We start from the raw sequence: 18,105 nt of genomic DNA, 5'->3' as shown, positions 1-18,105 counted from the left end.
GAACTACACGGCGGCCGCACCCTCGAGGGAGTAGGCGTGCGCGTGGCTCAACGCCTCCTCGCCTCCTCGCCTTGACCGCTGCCATCTGGCACAACCGCGCCACCCGCCAGCCTGTCACCAGGTCACTGATCTCGTTCGATCACTGACCAGTTAGGACTTACTCGTCTAGGGCCGGGGTGGGCGCCGGCCGCTCCGCGGGCCAGCCAGAGCCGGCGTCAGGGCGGCAGGACCGCGATCCCGTCCGGGTCGAGGGCCAGGTGGACAGGCTCGCCCGGTGCGGGAGCGGCGGCCACCGGGGCGATCGCCTCCAGCTCCCCGACATCGGGGACCCTGACCACGAGACGCGCGTGCTCGCGGCGGTGCACCCGGCGCACGACCTCAGCCGCAATTGCCCCCACTTCCGTTTCGGAAACGGTATGCAGGGCGGTAGCCCGCAGGCCCAGGCGTAGCGCGCCGTCGGCAGCCTCGGGCAGCTCGACGTTTCCCAGCTTACTCCGCAGCACGCCTTCCCGAGCATCGGCAGCGATTATCTTTGTACAGCCCAGAAAACGAGCGATCTCCTCATCCACGGGCCGTCGCCACACGTCGCCAGGTCGACCAACCTGCACAAGCCGGCCGGCCATCATCACCGCAACCCGGTCGGCCAGGGTGAACGCCTCGTCGTGATCGTGCGTCACGAGCAGCGCCGTGGTCCTGGTCCGCCGCAACAGCTCCGCCAAGTCGACGGCCAGCTGGTCGCGCAACGCACGATCGAGCGCCGACAACGGCTCGTCCAACAACAGTAGCTTCGGCCGTGGGGCCAGCGCTCGAGCCAACGCAACCCGCTGCTGCTCACCGCCGGACAGCTCGCTGACCCGTCGCCGCTGGTATCCGGCCAGATCGACCAGCTCGAGCAACTCGGCGACCCGCTCGGACCGGTCGCCGAGCCGCTGCATTCGCAGGCCGAAGGCCACGTTGCCGGCCACGTCACGGTGCGGGAACAGTTGCCCATCCTGGAAGACGAGTCCGAACTCCCGCCGGTGCACGGGAACGTCGGCCAGGTCGCACCCGTCCCAACACACGCTCCCAGCAGCTGGACGCTCCAGGCCGGCAACGGCCCGGAGCAACGTCGACTTTCCGCAGCCGGACGGTCCGAGCAGGGCCAGCACCTCACTGTCCGCAATGGACAGATCCACGTCCCCCACGGCGGCGAGGTCGCCGTAGCGCACGGTCAGGCCGGTCACCTGCAGAGCCATCAGAACTCCCCCACCTCGGCCACCCGCGCCCGCTCGATGGCCAACACGACCAGCACGGTGACCACCATCAGCATGGTGCATGCGGCATAGGCCATCTGGTTGTTCAGCTCACCAGGCCGGGAGATGAACCGTGCGATCGCCACCGGCAACGTGGGAGCCTCGGGCCGCACCAGAAAGCTGGTCGCCCCGAACTCGCCGAGGGCGATCACGTAGGCGAAACCAGCAGCGGCCAGCAGCGCGCGTCCGGCCATCGGCAGATCCACCTCGCGCCACACACGGAACGGGCTCGCACCCAGCGTGGCCGCGGCCTGCCGCAGCCGCTCGTCCACCGCGCGCAGCACCGGGAGCACGGTTCGCACCACCAACGGCGTCGCGACCAACGCCTGTGCGAACGGCACGAGCAGCGGTGAGGTGCGGAAATCGCCGGGCAGCGCGTCCATCGTGATCAGGTAGCCGAACCCGAGCGTCACCGCGGAGACGCCGATGGGCAGCATCAGGGCGGTGTCCATCGCACCGGCCAGCAACGGACGTCGTCGAGGCAGGCGGGACAACACCACCGATGCGAGAACACCAAGCGTCATCGCGATCAGGGTGGCATCGAACGCGGTACGCAACGAGTTGGCGGCGGCAGCGAATCCCGTGACACCACTGAGCGCATCCCGCGCACCCACCCCGAGCAGAGCCTGATATCCGGCGATTCCCCATCCGTCCACGGTAGAAAGCGAGCGAAGCACAAGACCAGCAATCGGGGTCAGCAGGAGAACGACCACGACAAGCGCGATGGTGACCACGACCCACTCGCCACCCTGCGGCCGACGCGCGGTCTCGGCCCTCCCCCGCAACGCCAACGCGCTCTCGCGGCGCCGACGGGCGACCGCGCCCAACGTCAACGCCCCGATCACCGCTGCCAACTGGAGCAGCGACAATGCGGCAGCACCGCGCAGGTCGAACAGGTTGACGGCGCGGAGGTAGATCTCGGTCTCCAGCGTGCGGTACCGGGCACCGCCCAGAATGAGCACAACACCGAAGCTGGTGGCGCAGAACAGGAAGACCACCGCGGCCGCGGAGCTGATGGCCGGAGTCAATGCCGGCAGCACCACGGACGTGAACGCGCGCCACCGCGAGGCACCAAGCGCGCGGGCGGCATCCTCGGCCCGGCGATCCGTGTGTGCCCACAGCCCGCCGACGGTGCGGGCCACAACCGCGACGTTGAAGAACGCGTTCGCCAGCACAATCGCCAACACACCGCTGTTTGGCAGCAAGGCGCGGAAAGCCAGCCCCACGACGACTGTGGGCAAGACGAAGGGGACGGTCACCAGGACTCGTACCACGTTCCGGAACGGCAACGCACAGCGAGCCAGCAGGAACGCCACCGGAAGCCCGGCCAACAGCGCGAGCACCGTCGCGGCGGCGGCCTGGCCGAGCGTGAATCCGACTATCCGCCAGGTCTCCCCGCTGGTCAGCATGACCCCGACGGGCGTGCCCCGACCCCCGTCGCGCAGGCCGAGGCCGAGGATCGCCGCCACCGGCCAGGCGAAGAACAGCCCCAGGAAGCCGAGCGGTATCGCGGCCAGGCCGGCCAACGCCCACCGCCCGGCCCGTTCCCGGGGCGCGTCGTGCCGCCGGCGGGTCAGCCGTGCACCGTCTTGCGCCACTGCTCCACCCAGCGCTCTCTGCCGTCCTTCACCTTCTCCGCCGGCAGGAAGGCCGGCTTGTCCGGCAAGGGCGCGGCCCGCCGCCAGCTCTCGGGCAACGCCACGTCCTCGCGGGCCGGGTAGACGTACATGGCCTCGGCGACCGTCTCCTGGAACTCCGCGGAGATGAGGAAGTCGACGACGTTCCGAGCCTCCTCGACGTTGCGGGTGTTGGCGAGCACACCGGCGTACTCGACCTGCCGGTAGCAGGTGCCCAGCAACGCCTTGGTGCGTGGCTTCCCGTCCTGGACCTCGGCCGCGGGCGAGGAGGCGTAGGAGACGACGATCGGGCGCGGGCCCTTGCCGGCGGCGCCGGAGAAGTCCTGGTTGTAGGCCTCCTCCCAGCCGCTGGTGACCTTGACGCCGTTGGCGCGCAGCTTGTTCCAGTAAGCGGTGAAGCCGTCCTCGCCGTACTTGGCGATGGTGGCCAGCAGGAACGCCAGGCCCGGCGAGGAGGTGGCCGGGTCGGTCACCACGAGCTGGTCCCGGTACTGCGGCTGGGTCAGGTCGTCCAGGCTCGCGGGCTCGGGCAGGCTCCGTTCCGCGTACCAGCTCGGGTCGATGTTGAGGCAGACGTCCCCGACGTCGACGGCGGTGAGCCGGTCCTGACCGCCCTCGGGGGCGTGGCGCTGTGGTCCCTTGTCCGCGTCCGGGCTGCGGTAGGGCTGGAAGACGCCCTCGTCCAGGGCGCGTGAGGCGAACGTGGAGTCGACGCCGAAGGCTACGTCACCCACCGGGTTCGCCTTGGTCAACGCGAGCTCGTTGGTGAGCCGACCGGCGTCACCGAGCTTGCGGACCTCCAGCTTGACGCCGTGCTGCCGCCGGAAGCGGTCCAGCAGCTCCTGCGGCGCGACGAACGAGTCGTGCGTGACCAGGACGACCTTGCGCTCCCCCGACCCGGGCTCGGCCGGGCCACCGACGAGCGTGCAGCCCGCGAGGGTCAGGACCGCGGCCAGGGCCAGCCCGACGCGGCCGGCTCGCGTCTGCGAGCGGGTCTGGTGGCGACGCACGCGTACCTCCCGTCTCGGGCGCGCGAACCGCCGAGAACTGCCGCTCCCTGCGCCGGCATGACCCGGATCAGGTTCGACGGTCGAGGACTCGCGCGCCCTCCTCTCAGCCCGGCGCACCGGACTCCCGTGGCCCGACGAGCTTACGTCACCCGAATGGATCAGTCGGGTGACCCGGGTGCGGGCGCCACCGCGGCCGACCACCATGGAGGCATGGCCGAGTTGCTGAACGAGGAGAAGGTGACCGAGGTGCTGGGCCGGCTGCCGGACTGGCGGTACGAGCACGACGCCCTGGTACGCACCGCCACGCTGGCGAGCTTCCCGGACGCGATCCGGGTGGTGAACCGGGTGGCCGAGGTCGCCGAGAACGACAACCACCACCCGGACATCGACATCCGCTACCGCACGTTGACCTTCCGCTGCACGACCCACTCGGCGGGCGGTGTCACCGAGGCGGACGTGTCCCTGGCCGAGGAGATCGACGGGATCATCGACGCGCTGTCGTGACGGGTCAGGGTCGTCACGGGTCAGGCCGTGGCGGTGGTCAGGTCGCGCCCCGGGGCGGCATCACCCGGGCGGGAACGCGGGCGGAGGGCACGCAGCGGTGCCAGGGCAGCCACCGCGCCGAGGGTGAGCAGCGAGCAGAGCGGGTAGGCCCAGCCCAGCGCCGACAGGTACCAGGGCCGCGGGATGGTCCAGATGGTCGGCTGCTGGTCGAGCAGGAACGTGATGACGAAGGTGCCGACGGCGAGTACCCAGGCCGCCACCGCCGCCCGGGCCAGCGGGTGCCGGCGGGCCGGGCCGAACACCAGCCACACCACCGCGGGCACCACCCACACCCAGTGGTGGCTCCAGGAGATCGGGGAGATCAGCAGGCCGAGGATCTGCACGACGGTGAGCACGGCGAGCGGGTCCCGCTCGCGCGCGGCCGCCCGCAGGGCGAACCCGGCCAGGACGGCCACGGCCACGACCGCCAGCAGCCACGTCGTGCCGAAGCCGACGTCGTGGCCGAGGGTGCGCGACAACGCGCCGCGCAGCGACTGGTTCGTGGCCGAGGCGATGGGACCGACCCGGTCGGCGTCGCCGAGCAGCTCGAGCCAGAACCGGCGGGACTGGTCCGGGGAGGCCAGCCAGCCGAGGCCGACGGTGGTGGCGAACGCCGCGATCGACCAGGCGACCGCCTTCCACTGCCGGAAGGCCAGGAAGTACAGCCCGGAGATGGCCGGGGTGAGCTTGACGCCCGCGGCGAGGCCGACGCTGCCGCCGGCGAACGGCTGGCGCAGCCGGGTCAGGCCGGCCAGCAGCAATGCCGCGAGCGGCAGGTTGATCTGGCCGAAGTAGAAGTTGAACCGAATGGGTTCGGCCCACAGCACGACCGCGGCGAGCACCATCGCCCGGCGTTCCCAGCCCCCCGGGTCGCTGTCCCAGCGATCGCCCGCCACCAGCCGCAGCGAACCCCGGACGAGGTACCAGAGGCAGGCGAGCAGGCCCACGTACCAGAGCACCCGCGCCAGCGTCCACGGCAGCGCCGACAACGGGAGCAGGGCGATCGCCGCGAACGGCGGGTAGGTGAAGGGCAGCGGGAAGTCGGGGGTGAACTCGGAGTAGGTGAAGTCGTAGAGCCGGCCGGTGAGCAGCCACGGCGGCGCGTCGTGGTAGACGCGCAGGTCGAGCATGTTGCGTTGACCGTCCTGCAGGAGCAGGAGGAGGGCGCCGGTCAGGGAGGCGACGAGTAGCCACGGCGCCACCGGCAAGACCCGTCGCTCGACCGTGCGAAGACTGATCCCCAACCCCGTATCCCGACGAACGTCCCTCGGTTGTCCTGCGGCACGCTACTCCCGGCCCGGGGGACGGACCCGCAGCCCGTCGTGCGGCGGTGTGGCGTGCCGCCCCCACCATACGGAGCCCCCGCCGCACCCCCTCCACCGAGGGACCCCCGCCCCGGTGACGTGTGGCACAACCTCTCCTCGGCGGCGGAGGCTGCTGTCGCCGGCCCGAAAGGTCCCTCAGCCATGTCGACCCGAGATCAGCTCGCATCAGGAGGATGTGGCGACTGCCGCGCCACCCGCGACGGCGGCCATCGCTGCGAGGGAAAGGGCCGTGTAGACGCTGGCCTTGTACGCTTCCTGCCCGGCCCAGCTTTGCTCTCTGATCTCCTTCATCCGGTTCCTGAGGTCCCTGTTCTCCATCTGGGGAAAGAGCTTCTTGTCCAGTTTGGCCGTATGGACGAGACCGGCGAGCGTCGCCGTACGTTCGTCAGGTGGCCCGCGGTGCACGACCACCCGCTCCAGACGGTCCCGAATCTCGTGCTCGGGCCTCGGGTCCTGTTCGATGTAACGGGTGGACCACGGTAGTCCGAATTTCCGCTGCTTCTCGGGGCGAAGGATCCCCCGGCCGACAAGCCGGTGTAGGAGACGCTTGTACATCCGGGGCGAGTAGAAATTCTGCAGCCACCAGTCGACACTGCGTGCACGACGTGACCGCGCGATCTTTCGCAGGATCTTGTCCAGGTCCGGATCACCGACCGGGGTGTCGTCGACCACGACGAGTTTCTTGTTCTCGTACTTGAGTCGACCGGCCATGGCAAGCTCGAAGAGTGCGGCGGCCACCAGACAATAGTCCCGCTCGGTGGTGTTGATGAGCGGATTAACCAGCGGCCGCCCGCCTTCACGGTCATAACTGAGTAGCATGAGCTCTTCGGCCAAGGTAAGAGTCATGTGGGCAAGGATAGCCCGGGTAACCTGGTACCACTCGCCGAAACCGTCGACCTCCCCGCGACGGATGAGGGTCGAACTAGAGCCAGCCGAGCTCCCACGCCCGTTGTGCCGCTTCGTAACGGGATTCAGAATTGAGTTTGGCCATCGCCGTAGATATATAGTTCCGTACGGTACCGGGCGCGAGATGGAGTTGTCGCGCGATCGCGGAGATGGGTAGGCCCTCCCTCGAGGCACGGAGCACGTCGAGCTCCCGCGGGGTAAGGGGGCACTCCCCGGTCAGCAGTGCCTCGGTGGCCACCTCCGGGTCGATGCAGCGCCGGCCGGCGTGCACCTGCCGCACCGCGTCGGCCAGCGACTGGGCGGAGGCGGTCTTGGGGACGAAACCGAGCACGCCGGCGGCGAGCGCACGCCGCAGGACACCGGGCCGCGCGTACCGCGTGACGATCACGACCCGCGTATCCGGCAGTTCCTGGCCGATGGCCTCGGCGGTGGCGATCCCGTCCTGCTCGGGCATCTCCAGGTCGAGTAGCGCGACGTCCGGTTGCAGCCGCCGCGCCTCGGCCAGCGCGGACCGCCCGTCCGCGGCCCGCGCGACGACCTCGACGTCTGGCTCCAGGTCGAGCAACGCCGCCACCGCGTCCCGGGTGAGTTGCTCGTCATCCGCCAGGAGTACACGAATCACGCCCGCATCCCCCTCGTGGGAAGCTCCAGGCGTACCCGGAACCGGCCACCCTGCTCCGGTCCCCAGTCGATCCGGCCACCGGCCCGGACCATGCGCTTCGCCATGCTGCGTAGTCCTATCCCCTCGCTCGTCCGCCCGTGCTCGCCGACCCCGTCGTTGACGATGCTGCAGCGCAGCCGTCCCGGCTCAACCGCGAAGTCCACCGCACACTCACGGGCGGCCGAGTGCCGCAGCATGTTCGTCACCGCCTCCCGCAGCACGGCACCGAGCAATGCCTGTTGGTCAGCGGGAAGGTCGGTCGGGATGTTGCTGATCCGGCACCTGATGCCGGCGGCGTCCAGCAACGAACGGATCCCGGCCAGCTCGCTGACCAGGCCGACCCGCCACTGGCCCCGGACCAGCTCCCGCACCTCGCGTAGCGCGTCGTGCGCGGTGGCGCGCACCTCCGTCATGACACGCCGGGACTGGTCGTGGTCGGGCACCCGGGCAGCGAGCTCGGCCTTGAGCGCGATCACCTCGAGGGTGTGTCCGATGACGTCGTGGAGATCGGCGGAAAGCCGGAGCCGCTCCTTGGCCGCCGCCAGCTCGGCCTCCGCGGTACGCGCCCGGTCCAGCTCCCGCGCGATGTCCCACAGCCAGATCTGTCCGGGAGCACCCAGCGAAACCCCAGCAACGAAGATCAACGCTTCCGTGGGTGCCCCCCACGCCGAGCCGGTTCCGGACAGTATGCGTACTCCCAACCCGATCACCGCGAGCGCGGAAAGCATGCCCAACAGTTGCCACCACCGCTGGGGGCTGCCAAGCAGGCACCAGGCCACCCCCACGGCCTGCGCCGGCACGATCACCCACAACCAGATCAGCTCACCGTCCCACGCAGCCACCGCCCACACCGTCAGGCTCAGCACCAACGTCAACAACAGCTGTGGGTCGCGTGCGGACACCAGCCCGTAACTCGTCATCGCACGGAGCAGCAGGCGCACGTACAGAGCGGTGAACCCGACCAGTCCCACCACCAGGACGATCTCGCGTGCCGTCGAGGTATCCGTCTTGATCAGTGCCAGCAGCGGGAGTGTGGCGGCGAAAACAGCCAGCAGAACCAGTCCCCAGGCCGTGACGAGGCGCAACACGAGGACCCGCCGGGCAAGAATGCGCGCGTGCGCGCCGTCCTCCCCCGGCACCCCCTCGCTCTCAGCCACGTCGGCCTGCATGAATAGCAACGCTAGCGCGGGTCCGACCCATTCGCCGGTTGAGGGGAGTACCCGCGGACGGGTCATGACGGCTATTCGTGTCACTGTCGCGTATTCCGCTGCCGAAGAGGGGAACTGGGTCGCGGCGGCGGAACGCTCTCAACGTCATAGTCATCGTTCCCAGTATGACGAATGTCAGTATGGCCTCCTAGCAGGTTCCCGCCGCACCGATGACCGAAGGCACTGGGTTAGTTCCGGACGGGTCGGAAGCATCGGTGCCTGTGAAAGAACTTGTCATCGAAGCCACGGGCCTGCGCTGTGCCTACGGATCGTTCGAGGCGGTGCGGGGTGTCGACCTCCACGTCCGGCAGGGGGACGTGTATGCACTGTTGGGAACCAACGGTGCGGGAAAGACCACGGCGCTGGAAACTTTGGAAGGCCACCGGGCACCGTCCGCCGGACACCTGCGGGTGCTGGGTCTCGACCCGGTCACCGAGCGGAAGCAGCTACGGCCCCGCGTCGGAATCATGCTGCAACACAGTGGTTTCGCCGGTGATCTCACCGTCAGCGAAACCGTCGAGCTGTGGCGCGCCATGAGCACCTGTCGCCAGCCGCTCAACGTGCTGTCTCTGCTGAACCTGGAGCACCGGGAGAAAGTGCAGGTCAAGCAGCTCTCCGGCGGTGAACGCCGGCGTCTGGACCTGGCGCTCGCCGTCATGTCCAAGCCCGAGCTGTTGTTCCTTGACGAGCCCACCACGGGGTTGGACCCCGAGTCTCGCCGCCGCACCTGGCAGGTCGTGCGGTGGTTGCACGAGGAGGGCACCACCGTGTTGCTCACCACGCACTACCTGGAGGAGGCCGAGCAGCTCTCCCACCGGTTGGCCATCATGCACGAGGGACGGATCAGGGTGGAGGGAACACTCGCTGATGTGCTCGCCACCGAGCCGGCGCGGATCTCCTTCACACTGCCTCCGGACCTGCCGGCCGCGGAGCTGCCCAGGCTGCCCGCGACGCGCGAGTGCCGCGTCCGGGAAGGAACCGACCTCGTCGAACTGTCCAGCGGCGATCTCCAGGGTGACCTCACCGCCCTGCTCTCCTGGAGCAACACCAGGGGAACCCGGCTCGCCCGGTTGCGCGCCAGCCACGCGTCCCTGGAGGACGTGTTCCACGGGGTGCTCGGGAGGACGCCGGCCGAATCAGTCGAGGTGACAGCATGAACATCAAACCGGTCCTCGCCCTCGGCCGCAGCGAGTTGCGGCTCCTCAGGCGAAACCACGTGGTCGCGACCCTCGCCATCGCGCTGCCGCTGGTCCTCGGGGTTCTGATCGCCACGAGAGCCAAGGAATTCGGCAACGCGTTCGGATGGGGTACGATTGTGTCCTCCCTGCTCGTCTTCATCCTGGTGATGAGCAACTATGTCACGACCACCACCGCGGTGGTGGCGCGCCGGGAGGACCTGTTCCTCAAGCGCCTGCGCAGTGGGGAGAGCTCCGACGCCACGGTGATGCTCGGGCTCGTCGGCCCGCCGGCTCTCCTGGCTGTGATCCAGGCCGTGCTGTTGCTCGCCGTCATGGCGGTGGTGGGCGGCAACTCGCCGGAGAACCCTGCGCTCGTGGTGCTGGCGATCGTTGTGGGCTCTGCGATGTTCACGGCACTGGCGATGCTCACCACAGTCGTGACCCCGAACGCGGACAGCGCACAAATCACGACGATGCCCTTCTTCATGGCTGCGTTCGCGGCAGTGTTCATGTCGGGGCAGGGCGGTGAGCAACTGCACCGGTGGTCGCTGCTCATCCCGGGTGGTGGAATCGCCGACGTCACCAGCGTGGGATGGTCGGGGAACCGCTGGGACGGCGCTCCCCTCGGGTTCGGCGAACAGTTCGTGTCCGCGCTACCGCCGCTGGCCGTGACGTTGGCATGGATCGTGCTGGCCGGTCTGGCGGCCAGGCGCTGGTTCCGCTGGGAACCACGCCGCTGACCGGAAACAGGAGCGCCCGCCGGGACCTACTGCCAAGATGGGTCCCGGCGGGCTCCAAGATGGGCTGGCGCCTGGCCGGCCGGGTGTCACGTAGCCCAGGGATCGGGCTACTGGACGTTGAAGCGGAACTCGACGACGTCGCCGTCGGCCATGGCGTAGTCCTTGCCCTCCATACGGACCTTGCCCGCGGCGCGGGCGGCCGTCATGGAGCCGGCCGTCACGAGGTCGTCGTAGGAGACCACCTCGGCCTTGATGAAGCCGCGCTCGAAGTCGGTGTGGATCACGCCGGCGGCCTGTGGGGCGGTCCACCCCTCGCGGATGATCCACGCCCGGGCCTCCTTCGGCCCGGCGGTGAGGAAGGTCTGCAGGCCGAGGGTGTGGAACCCGGCACGGGCCAGGGCGTGCAGACCGGGCTCGTGCTGCCCGATCGTCTCCAGCAGCTCGCGCGCCGACTCCTCGTCCAGCTCGAGCAGCTCGGCCTCGACCTTGGCGTCCAGGAAGACCGCGTCGGCCGGGGCCACCATCTCCCGCAGCTCCTTCAGCCGCGCCTCGTCGGTGAGCACGCCCTCGTCGGCGTTGAAGACGTAGAGGAACGGCTTCGTCGTGAGCAGGTTCAGCTCACGCAGCTCGGTGAGGTCCAGCTCGGCCTGCGCGGCGAACAGCGTCCGCCCGTCGTCGAGCACCGCCCTGGCCGCCTGCGCCGCCTCCAGCGCCGACCGCTTGTCCTTGTGCGTCCGAGCTTCCTTCTCCATCCGCGGCAGCGCCTTCTCCAGCGTCTGCAGGTCGGCCAGGATCAGCTCGGTGTTGATCGTCTCGATGTCGGAGGCCGGGTCCACCTCCCCGTCGACGTGCACCACGTCGGCGTCGTCGAAGACCCGCACCACCTGGCAGATCGCGTTGGCCTCGCGGATGTTGGCCAGGAACTTGTTCCCCAGTCCCGCGCCCTCGGACGCGCCCTTGACCAGGCCGGCGATGTCGACGAAGGACACCGTGGCCGGCACGATCCGTTCCGAGTGGAAGATCTCGGCGAGCTTGCCCAACCGCGTATCGGGCAACGGCACCACGCCGACGTTGGGCTCGATCGTCGCGAACGGGTAGTTCGCGGCAAGTACGTCGTTGCGGGTCAGCGCGTTGAACAAGGTCGACTTGCCCACGTTGGGCATGCCGACGATGCCGAGGGTCAGGCTCACGACTCCCCAGTCTACGTAGGCCGTACCCGACCCCCACGTCCCGGGCGAACGCCCCGAACCGGCCGCGAACATCCCCGCTCCAGGCGCGGACCGGCCCGCTCGCCGGGCCGGCACCGCCATGTCCGATTCCCGCCAGCCCGGCCGCCTCGTCCCTGGCACGATCGGTCCTGTGCTGCTCGATCCGGACCACCGCTACCGCGCCGTCGCCGCCCGCGACGCCCGGTTCGACGGCTGCTTCGTGACCGCCGTCCGCACCACCGGGATCTACTGCCGCCCGTCGTGTCCGGCGGTCACCCCGAAGCGCCACAACGTCGAGTTCTTCGTCACGGCCGCGGCCGCCCAGGCCGTCGGCTACCGCGCCTGCCGACGCTGCCTGCCGGACGCGGTCCCCGGCTCCCCGGAGTGGAACCTGCGCGCCGACCTGGCCGCTCGGGCCATGCGGCTGGTCGCGGACGGCGTCGTCGAACGGGAGGGGGTCGCCGGCCTCGCGCGCCGCCTCGGCTACTCCGGACGTCACCTCACCCGGGTGCTCACGGCCGAGCTGGGTGCCGGGCCGCTCGCCCTGGCCCGCGCGCACCGGGCGCACTCGGCCCGGATCCTCGTGGAGACCACCGCGATGCCCTTCACCGAGATCGCCTTCGCGGCCGGGTTCGCCAGCGTCCGCCAGTTCAACGACACGATCCGCCAGGTTTTCGCCGCCACGCCTTCCCAGCTCCGCGCCGCCGTACGCCGACGGAACGGCCAGCAGCCCGCCCCCGGTGTCCTCACCCTGCGCCTGCCCTACCGGCCGCCCTTCGACTCGGCGGGCCTGCTCGCCTTCCTCGCGGCCCGGGCCGTGCCGGGCGTCGAGCACGTCGGGGAGGACGGTTACCGGCGGTCCCTGCGCCTACCGCACGGCATCGGCACCGCCCACCTGGTCCCGAAGGACGGGCACGTGGCGTGCGCGCTGCGCCTGAGCGACCCCCGCGACGTCACCAGCGCGGTGAACCGGCTACGCCGCCTGTTCGACCTCGACGCCGACCCTGGTGCGGTGGACGACGTGCTGGCGGCCGATCCCGTACTCGCCCCCTCCGTCGCGGCCCGGCCCGGCACCCGCCTTCCCGGCAGCGTCGACGGGGCGGAGACGGTGGTGCGGGCCGTGCTCGGCCAGCAGGTGTCCGTCGCAGCGGCCCGTACGACGCTCTCCGCGCTCGTGATGGCGTTGGGCGAGCCACTGCCCAATCCCGATGGTCCGCTCACCCGCCTCTTCCCGACCCCCGAGGTGATCGCGGAGCGAGCGGGCGAAGTCCTGACCGGCCCGCGGCGTCGGAGCGAGACGGTGCGACGGTTCGCCGCGGCCGCGGCGGACGGCACGCTGGTGGTGGACGCCGGACGCGACCACGAGGAACTGGCCGCGGAGCTGTGCGAGCTACCCGGGATCGGCCCCTGGACCGCCGACTATGTGGCAATGCGCGTGCTCGGCGCACCGGACATCCTGCTCACCTCCGACGGCGCACTACGGAAAGGCGCAGCCGCCCTTGGTCTTCCGTCGGAGGTGGCGGGGCTGCAGGCATACGGCCGCCGATGGCAGCCATGGCGTTCCTACGCCGGCATGCACGTCTGGCGGGCCGCAACCACCAAGACACACAGGAGAACCGCATGACCACCGCTCATGTGTCCACTATGGACACTGGTACCCCCGCAGGCCCGTTCACCGCCATCGTCGATCCCGACGGGGTGGTGCTCGCTGCGGGGTGGACCGACGAGCCGGAAACCCTGCTTCCCCAGGTGCATACCACGCTCCGGCCGACCGAGCTGGTGGAGCGCACGGACCTCGGCGACGTCACCGAAGCGGTTCTCGCCTACCACCGCGGGGACCTGGATGCCGTGGCATCGGTCGAGGTGCGGCAGCGTTCTGGTGAGTTCCTGGAGCACGCCTGGCGTGTGCTGCGCAAGGTCCCGGCAGGCGCCCCCGTGTCCTACACCGAGTTCGCAGCGCTGGCCGGCCGCCCCGCCGCGACCAGGGCGGCCGCGTCGGCCTGCGCCCGGAACGCGGTCGCGCTCCTCGTCCCGTGCCACCGCGTCATCCGGACCGACGGCACCCTCGGCGGTTTCCGCTGGGGCCTGGAGGTCAAGCGCTGGTTGCTCGACCACGAGGCCGGGAGCTGACTCCGGCCGAAGGCGAGGACCTCGGTCAGCCCGCGCAGACCTGGACCGTGGAGCCGGACCGGGACTTGCGGACGCGCAACCGGGTCGGGATGCGTTGCCGCAGTTCCTCCACGTGTGACACCAGGCCGACCACGCGCCCACCCGCCCGCAGCTCGTCGAGGGTGTCCATCACGACGTCCAGGGCCCCGGCGTCGAGGGTGCCGAAACCCTCGTCGATGAAGAGCGTGTCGAGCAGGCTGCCGCCGGTCTCGGCGGCGACGACGTCGGCAAGGCCGAGGGCCAGCGACAGCGAGGCCAGGAAGGACTCACCACCGGAGAGGGTCTTGGCCGGCCGGACCTGCCCCGAGTAGTCGTCGAGCACGTCGAGCCCGAGGCCGCCGCGCGTGCCACGTCGGCCGGCGGCGTCGGAGTGCTCGAACGAATACCGGCCCTGGCTCATCCGACGCAGGCGGCGGGTCGCCGCGACCGCCACCTCCTCCAGGCGTGCAGCGAGCACGTAGGAGCGCAGCGACATCTTCCGCGCGTTCTGGCCCCGGCCGTTGATGACATCGGTCAACGCGGCCAGCTCCTCGTACTCACGCTCGGCCGGAGCGAGCTCCGCCCACGCACGACGCAGTCGCTCAGCGAGGTCGGAAAGTTCCTTGTCCCGGTGCATGGCGGCACGGGCCGCGGTCACCGCGTGCTCGCGTAGTTCCCGGGCCCGCATCGCCTGCTGCTCGGCGGGGGCCACGTCCACCTCGAGGTCCGGCGTGATCCCGAACAGCTCCGGCGCCGCCAAGGCTTCCTTGGCTGCGCCTTCCCGATCCCTGGCCACCTGCAACGCATCGGCAAGTTCGGCGATGCGCTTGTCGTCACGGGCGGCGGAAAGCGCTTCCTCGACGGCAACGAACCCCTGTGCAGCAACGGTTTCCGTCACCGACTCGTGCTGCTCGGCGACCCGCTTCTCGGCTGCGTTCGCTTCGGTGACGGCAGAGATGAGGCTGTCGAGTGCCTCGGTGAGAGCCAGCACATGTTTGCGGTGCGCACGCACGTCCGCGTGCGCTCCCCTGGCCTGTTCCAGCCGCGCGGCACGCACGGACACGGCCTCGGTGAGCGAAGCCTGCTCAGCCCGTGCCGTACTGGCCTCCCTCTCAGCCTGAACCTGCTGTTGGTGCAGTGATTCCGCTTCGGTTTCCAGTGCGGAGACAACAGCTTCGCACTCGCGCTGCGCGTTCGCCAACCGAGCCGTGTGGCCGTACTCAGCCTCGACGGTGGCCAGCGACGTGCTGATCTCCTCGGCTGTGCGATCGCCCAACCGCTCGGTCAACGAAGCCAGCTCGTGTTCGGCCTTCTGCCGTGCCGTCACCGCGGCGTCCCGGGCCGCCTGGGCGTCCTGTTCGGCTTTCTGCGCCCCCTTCTCGTCCTGCTCCGACACACGAGTGGCAGGCACCTCGGCCGGTTCGGGGTGCTCGGGTGAACCGCAGACCGGGCAGGGTTCGCCGGACACCAGCTTGTCGGCCAGCTCGGCCGCCATGCCGTCCAGCCGGCGCTGCCGCAGGTCGAGTAGCTGCTCACGGGCGCGCTGGTACCGGTCGATCGCCTCCTGAGCCCTCGTCGTCGCTTGCGCCAGCCGCTTCTCCGCTCCAGGCAACGCTTTCGTGGCGTCGAGCAGGGAACGCAGGTCATCACGGCGTGCCGCCATGCCATCCAGATATCCGGCAGCCTCGACGGATTCGGTCAACGCCCTTCGGGCGGCCTCGATCCGGGCGGGAAGCTCCGTCGCCCGCGTGGCAAGCCGTTCCAGCCGTTCCTCGGTTTGCTCGACGATCCCGGCCAGCTTGCCCAGCCGCGCCTGGTCCGCCTGCTGTTGCTCGGCCTCGGTCACGAGTGTGGCCAGCTCCCCTGCCCGTTCCCGGTGTGTGGCGACCGCCGCACGCAGCACGGGCAGCTCGATGCCTTCCGACCAACCAAGCGTGGTGGCGTGCTCCTTGGTGCGGACCACGTCTTGCCGCGCCGCCTCCAGTGCATGGCGCGCTCGCTGCCAGGAACGGTGCGCGGCCAGCACGGGCACGGCACGCTGCGCCGAAGCCAGCTCCGCCGCCCACCCGGCTCGCTCCGCGCTGCCGGCCGCCAGCTCCGCCAGCTCGTCGGTGGCGCGCCGCACCCGGCGCACCTTGTCCACCAGCTCGCGGCGCTCGGTCAGCACGGCCTCGGCCCTGGCCAGCTCGTCCCGTGCCAGCTGTGCCGCGTCGGCGGCCTGGCCAGCTTCCCACCGGGCCTTCTCGCCCCAGGCTTCCAGCCACTCCGGCCCGGCCTCGGCCGGCGGCTCCTCGCCGACCACCTGAGCCACCCGTGCCACCAGCTCCCGGGTGGCCTGCCGCCGCTGCTCCACTTCGCGGCCGCGCTCGGTGCGGCGGTCGCGGAACCACTGCTCGACGGTGGCGAACCGCTCGGTACCGAACAGCCGTTCCAGGAGCTTCTCCCGCTCCGCGGTCTCGGCACGGAGGAACCTCGCAAACTCCCCCTGCGGGAGCAGAACCACCTGGAAGAACTGGTCGGCGGTCATGCCCAGGAGCCGCTGCACGGTCCGCCCGACCTCGTCGATACGGGTCAGCCCTTCTGCCGGCAGCCCGCCCGGCGGCACCGTGACCCAGGTCAGCGAGACCTTCGCCTTCTGGGTGGTGGTGCCCTTGCCGCGCCTGCTGGGCCGCTCGTACTCCGGCGAGCGCACGATCCGCAACCGGTGTCCCTGGACGGTCAGTTCCAGGGACACCTCGGTCGGGGACTCCGGTGCGGCGAGGTCGCACCGCAACCTGCGTACCTCTCCCCGCGCCCCGGGCACGCTGCCGAACAACGCGAACGCCACCGCGTCGAGCAGCGAGGTCTTACCCGCGCCGGTGTCACCGTGCAGCAGGAACAGACCGTCCACGCCGAGCGTGTCGAAGTCGATCTCCTGTCGCCCCGCGTAGGGGCCGAATGCGGTAACAGTCAGCTGGTGCAGCCTCACCGGGCAACCTCGGCGCGGGACACGGCTTCCAGGGCCTCCTTGAGCAGGGCGCGTTCGGACTCGGTCGGTTCCGAGCCACGGCAGTCGGTGAGGAAACCGCAGGCGACCTCGTGATCATCACGGCCCCGCATGGCCTCGGCGTAACTCAGCTCGGCGGTGGCACGGCCACCGACCGGTTGCCATTCCATGCGCACGGTGTGCGGGAAGCGTTCCCGTAGCTTGCGCATCGCGTCCAGTGGACGGACAGGATCGGTGAGCACGACGTACAGGAAGCGCTCCTCCAAGGGAGCGTGCGCCGAGACCGTGAGCAGATCGTCCAGCAGCCCGGTCACTGTGGCCAGCCGGCGTGGCACCGGTAGCTCGCGACGCTCGACTGCGGCGAGACCATTGGCGTCCAGATCGACCAGCCACACCGACTTACGATGATCGATCTCGGAAAACGAGTAGGCCAGCGGACTTCCGGAGTAACGCACGCGCTCACTGATCCGTTGCGGACCGTGGAGATGTCCGAGCGCCACGTAATCGACACCGTCGAAGACGCTCGCGGGCACCTGCTCGACCCCGCCAACCGAGATCGGACGCTCGGACTCGCTGGGTTGGCCGCCCGTGACGAACGCGTGCGCGAGCACCACGGACCTGGCGTCGGGGCGGGCCGCAAGATCCGCGCGGATCCGGTTCATGGCCTCGGTGAGGACGGCGGTGTGACCGCGCTCGTCGAGACCGAACAGATGGCGGACCGGGTCCGGCTCCAGGTACGGGATGCCGTAGATCGCGACGGGACCGTGATCATCGGTCACGATCACCGGCTCCTGCAGCGTGCTCACCCGGGTACGCAGGTGCAGGCCGCCGGCAGCGGCGAAGTCGGCGAAGGCACCGAGGCGCGGTGCGGAGTCGTGGTTGCCCGAGGTGATCACGATGCGCGCGCCAGCTCGGGCGATGGTCCGCAGGATGCGGTGGCAGGTGTCCACCGCCTCGGCGGAGGGCACCGCCCGGTCGTAGAGGTCACCAGCCACCAGGACGACGTCGATCTCCTGGTCGATCACCACCTCGGCCAGGCCCGACAACACCTCCTCCTGCTCGGCGAGCAGGTCGCGGCCATGGAACGTGCGCCCAACGTGCCAGTCGGAGGTGTGCAGCAACCGCATGCGGCAGAACCTATTGCCGCACCCGGACGAGTCCGCGCACGCCACACCGTCGTGTCGCGTGTTGATGTCCGCTAGTGGACATCAACTTGACGTTGTGAGCGGGTACCCACCCCGCGTCATACGAGATCGCAATGTG

15 protein-coding genes and 1 pseudogene are annotated in these 18,105 nt (G+C 70.1%); 6 read left to right on the top strand and 10 right to left on the bottom strand.

Translation table 11 applies throughout. The annotated features are described in order from the left end of the window. Positions 1 to 146: pseudogene (locus IEY55_RS33240) on the top strand (IS982 family transposase); the annotation flags it as partial. 69 nt (positions 147 to 215) lie between these two features. On the opposite strand, the gene IEY55_RS21715 reads toward IEY55_RS33240, so the two are convergent. From IEY55_RS21715 to IEY55_RS21705, 3 genes are read right to left on the bottom strand one after another with little or no spacing between them, the layout of a single operon-like run. Beyond that, positions 216 to 1,235: an ABC transporter ATP-binding protein gene (locus tag IEY55_RS21715; protein ID WP_189060361.1), complete on the bottom strand. Its 1,020-nt coding sequence runs from the start codon at positions 1,233 to 1,235 to the stop codon at positions 216 to 218. Then, positions 1,235 to 2,890 carry an ABC transporter permease gene (locus IEY55_RS21710; protein ID WP_373290042.1) on the bottom strand — a complete coding sequence of 552 codons (1,656 nt, stop codon included), beginning with the start codon at positions 2,888 to 2,890 and terminating at the stop codon, positions 1,235 to 1,237. Before IEY55_RS21710 ends, IEY55_RS21715 begins: the two co-directional genes overlap by 1 nt. Then, positions 2,866 to 3,939 (bottom strand): thiamine ABC transporter substrate-binding protein, encoded by a 1,074-nt coding sequence (locus tag IEY55_RS21705; protein ID WP_189060360.1) that lies wholly within the window; start codon positions 3,937 to 3,939, stop codon positions 2,866 to 2,868. Before IEY55_RS21705 ends, IEY55_RS21710 begins: the two co-directional genes overlap by 25 nt. Before the next feature lie 210 nt (positions 3,940 to 4,149). On the opposite strand from IEY55_RS21705, the gene IEY55_RS21700 reads away from it, so the two are divergent. Beyond that, complete coding sequence (locus IEY55_RS21700) at positions 4,150 to 4,443, top strand: 4a-hydroxytetrahydrobiopterin dehydratase (protein WP_189060359.1); 294 nt, start codon at positions 4,150 to 4,152, stop codon at positions 4,441 to 4,443. A gap of 20 nt (positions 4,444 to 4,463) precedes the next feature. On the opposite strand, the gene IEY55_RS21695 is transcribed toward IEY55_RS21700, so the two are convergent. The 4 genes from IEY55_RS21695 to IEY55_RS21680 all read right to left on the bottom strand — a co-directional run bounded on the left by IEY55_RS21695 (position 4,464) and on the right by IEY55_RS21680 (position 8,543). Beyond that, positions 4,464 to 5,726 carry a mannosyltransferase gene (locus IEY55_RS21695; RefSeq protein WP_229686617.1) on the bottom strand — a complete coding sequence of 421 codons (1,263 nt, stop codon included), beginning with the start codon at positions 5,724 to 5,726 and terminating at the stop codon, positions 4,464 to 4,466. Positions 5,727 to 5,972: 246 nt separating this feature from the next. Continuing rightward, complete coding sequence (locus IEY55_RS21690; RefSeq protein WP_189060358.1) at positions 5,973 to 6,653, bottom strand: GOLPH3/VPS74 family protein; 681 nt, start codon at positions 6,651 to 6,653, stop codon at positions 5,973 to 5,975. Positions 6,654 to 6,729: 76 nt separating this feature from the next. Next, a complete protein-coding gene (locus IEY55_RS21685) occupies positions 6,730 to 7,335 on the bottom strand; it encodes a response regulator transcription factor (RefSeq protein ID WP_189060357.1) in 606 nt (201 codons plus the stop codon). Next, the gene (locus IEY55_RS21680; RefSeq protein WP_189060356.1) at positions 7,332 to 8,543 is read right to left on the bottom strand and encodes a sensor histidine kinase; all 1,212 of its coding nucleotides are present in this window, start codon (positions 8,541 to 8,543) and stop codon (positions 7,332 to 7,334) included. Before IEY55_RS21680 ends, IEY55_RS21685 begins: the two co-directional genes overlap by 4 nt. A 260-nt stretch (positions 8,544 to 8,803) precedes the next feature. Here IEY55_RS21680 and IEY55_RS21675 point away from each other — a divergent pair, with 260 nt between their 5' ends. Both IEY55_RS21675 and IEY55_RS21670 read left to right on the top strand, forming a co-directional pair. Next, positions 8,804 to 9,739: an ABC transporter ATP-binding protein gene (locus IEY55_RS21675; protein ID WP_189060355.1), complete on the top strand. Its 936-nt coding sequence runs from the start codon at positions 8,804 to 8,806 to the stop codon at positions 9,737 to 9,739. Beyond that, positions 9,736 to 10,500 carry an ABC transporter permease gene (locus IEY55_RS21670; protein ID WP_189060354.1) on the top strand — a complete coding sequence of 255 codons (765 nt, stop codon included), beginning with the start codon at positions 9,736 to 9,738 and terminating at the stop codon, positions 10,498 to 10,500. The genes IEY55_RS21675 and IEY55_RS21670 overlap by 4 nt, the downstream gene beginning before the upstream one ends. A 107-nt stretch (positions 10,501 to 10,607) precedes the next feature. On the opposite strand, the gene ychF is transcribed toward IEY55_RS21670, so the two are convergent. After that, positions 10,608 to 11,690: a redox-regulated ATPase YchF gene (ychF, locus tag IEY55_RS21665; protein ID WP_189060353.1), complete on the bottom strand. Its 1,083-nt coding sequence runs from the start codon at positions 11,688 to 11,690 to the stop codon at positions 10,608 to 10,610. Between the two features lie 118 nt (positions 11,691 to 11,808). Between ychF and IEY55_RS21660 the strand changes: the two genes are divergently transcribed. Then, on the top strand, positions 11,809 to 13,332 hold the full coding sequence (locus IEY55_RS21660; RefSeq protein WP_189060352.1) for an AlkA N-terminal domain-containing protein: 1,524 nt from the start codon (positions 11,809 to 11,811) through the stop codon (positions 13,330 to 13,332). Beyond that, complete coding sequence (locus IEY55_RS21655; protein WP_189060351.1) at positions 13,329 to 13,838, top strand: methylated-DNA--[protein]-cysteine S-methyltransferase; 510 nt, start codon at positions 13,329 to 13,331, stop codon at positions 13,836 to 13,838. The genes IEY55_RS21660 and IEY55_RS21655 overlap by 4 nt, the downstream gene beginning before the upstream one ends. Positions 13,839 to 13,863: 25 nt before the next feature. Here the strand turns inward: IEY55_RS21655 and IEY55_RS21650 are convergent, their stop codons facing one another. Beyond that, positions 13,864 to 16,824: an AAA family ATPase gene (locus tag IEY55_RS21650; protein ID WP_189060350.1), complete on the bottom strand. Its 2,961-nt coding sequence runs from the start codon at positions 16,822 to 16,824 to the stop codon at positions 13,864 to 13,866. Further along, positions 16,821 to 17,969, bottom strand: a complete 1,149-nt coding sequence (locus IEY55_RS21645; RefSeq protein WP_189060349.1) for an exonuclease SbcCD subunit D — start codon at positions 17,967 to 17,969, stop codon at positions 16,821 to 16,823. The genes IEY55_RS21650 and IEY55_RS21645 overlap by 4 nt, the downstream gene beginning before the upstream one ends. Positions 17,970 to 18,105 lie beyond the last annotated feature (136 nt).

Source organism: Longimycelium tulufanense, assembly GCF_014645795.1.
Classification (GTDB): Bacteria; Actinomycetota; Actinomycetes; order Mycobacteriales; family Pseudonocardiaceae; genus Longimycelium; species Longimycelium tulufanense.
This window is presented reverse-complemented; position numbering and strand designations above follow the sequence as displayed.

Excerpts from the sequence above, each read along its gene's own strand:
- IEY55_RS21690 (WP_189060358.1), bottom strand. The coding sequence starts at position 6,653 with ATGACTCTTACCTTGGCCGAAGAGCTCATGCTACTCAGTTATGACCGT.
- IEY55_RS21670 (WP_189060354.1), top strand. The coding sequence starts at position 9,736 with ATGAACATCAAACCGGTCCTCGCCCTCGGCCGCAGCGAGTTGCGGCTC.
- IEY55_RS21660 (WP_189060352.1), top strand. The coding sequence starts at position 11,809 with ATGTCCGATTCCCGCCAGCCCGGCCGCCTCGTCCCTGGCACGATCGGT.
- IEY55_RS21645 (WP_189060349.1), bottom strand. The coding sequence starts at position 17,969 with ATGCGGTTGCTGCACACCTCCGACTGGCACGTTGGGCGCACGTTCCAT.
- IEY55_RS21715 (WP_189060361.1), bottom strand. The coding sequence starts at position 1,235 with ATGGCTCTGCAGGTGACCGGCCTGACCGTGCGCTACGGCGACCTCGCC.
- IEY55_RS21655 (WP_189060351.1), top strand. The coding sequence starts at position 13,329 with ATGACCACCGCTCATGTGTCCACTATGGACACTGGTACCCCCGCAGGC.
- IEY55_RS21700 (WP_189060359.1), top strand. The coding sequence starts at position 4,150 with ATGGCCGAGTTGCTGAACGAGGAGAAGGTGACCGAGGTGCTGGGCCGG.
- IEY55_RS21680 (WP_189060356.1), bottom strand. The coding sequence starts at position 8,543 with ATGCAGGCCGACGTGGCTGAGAGCGAGGGGGTGCCGGGGGAGGACGGC.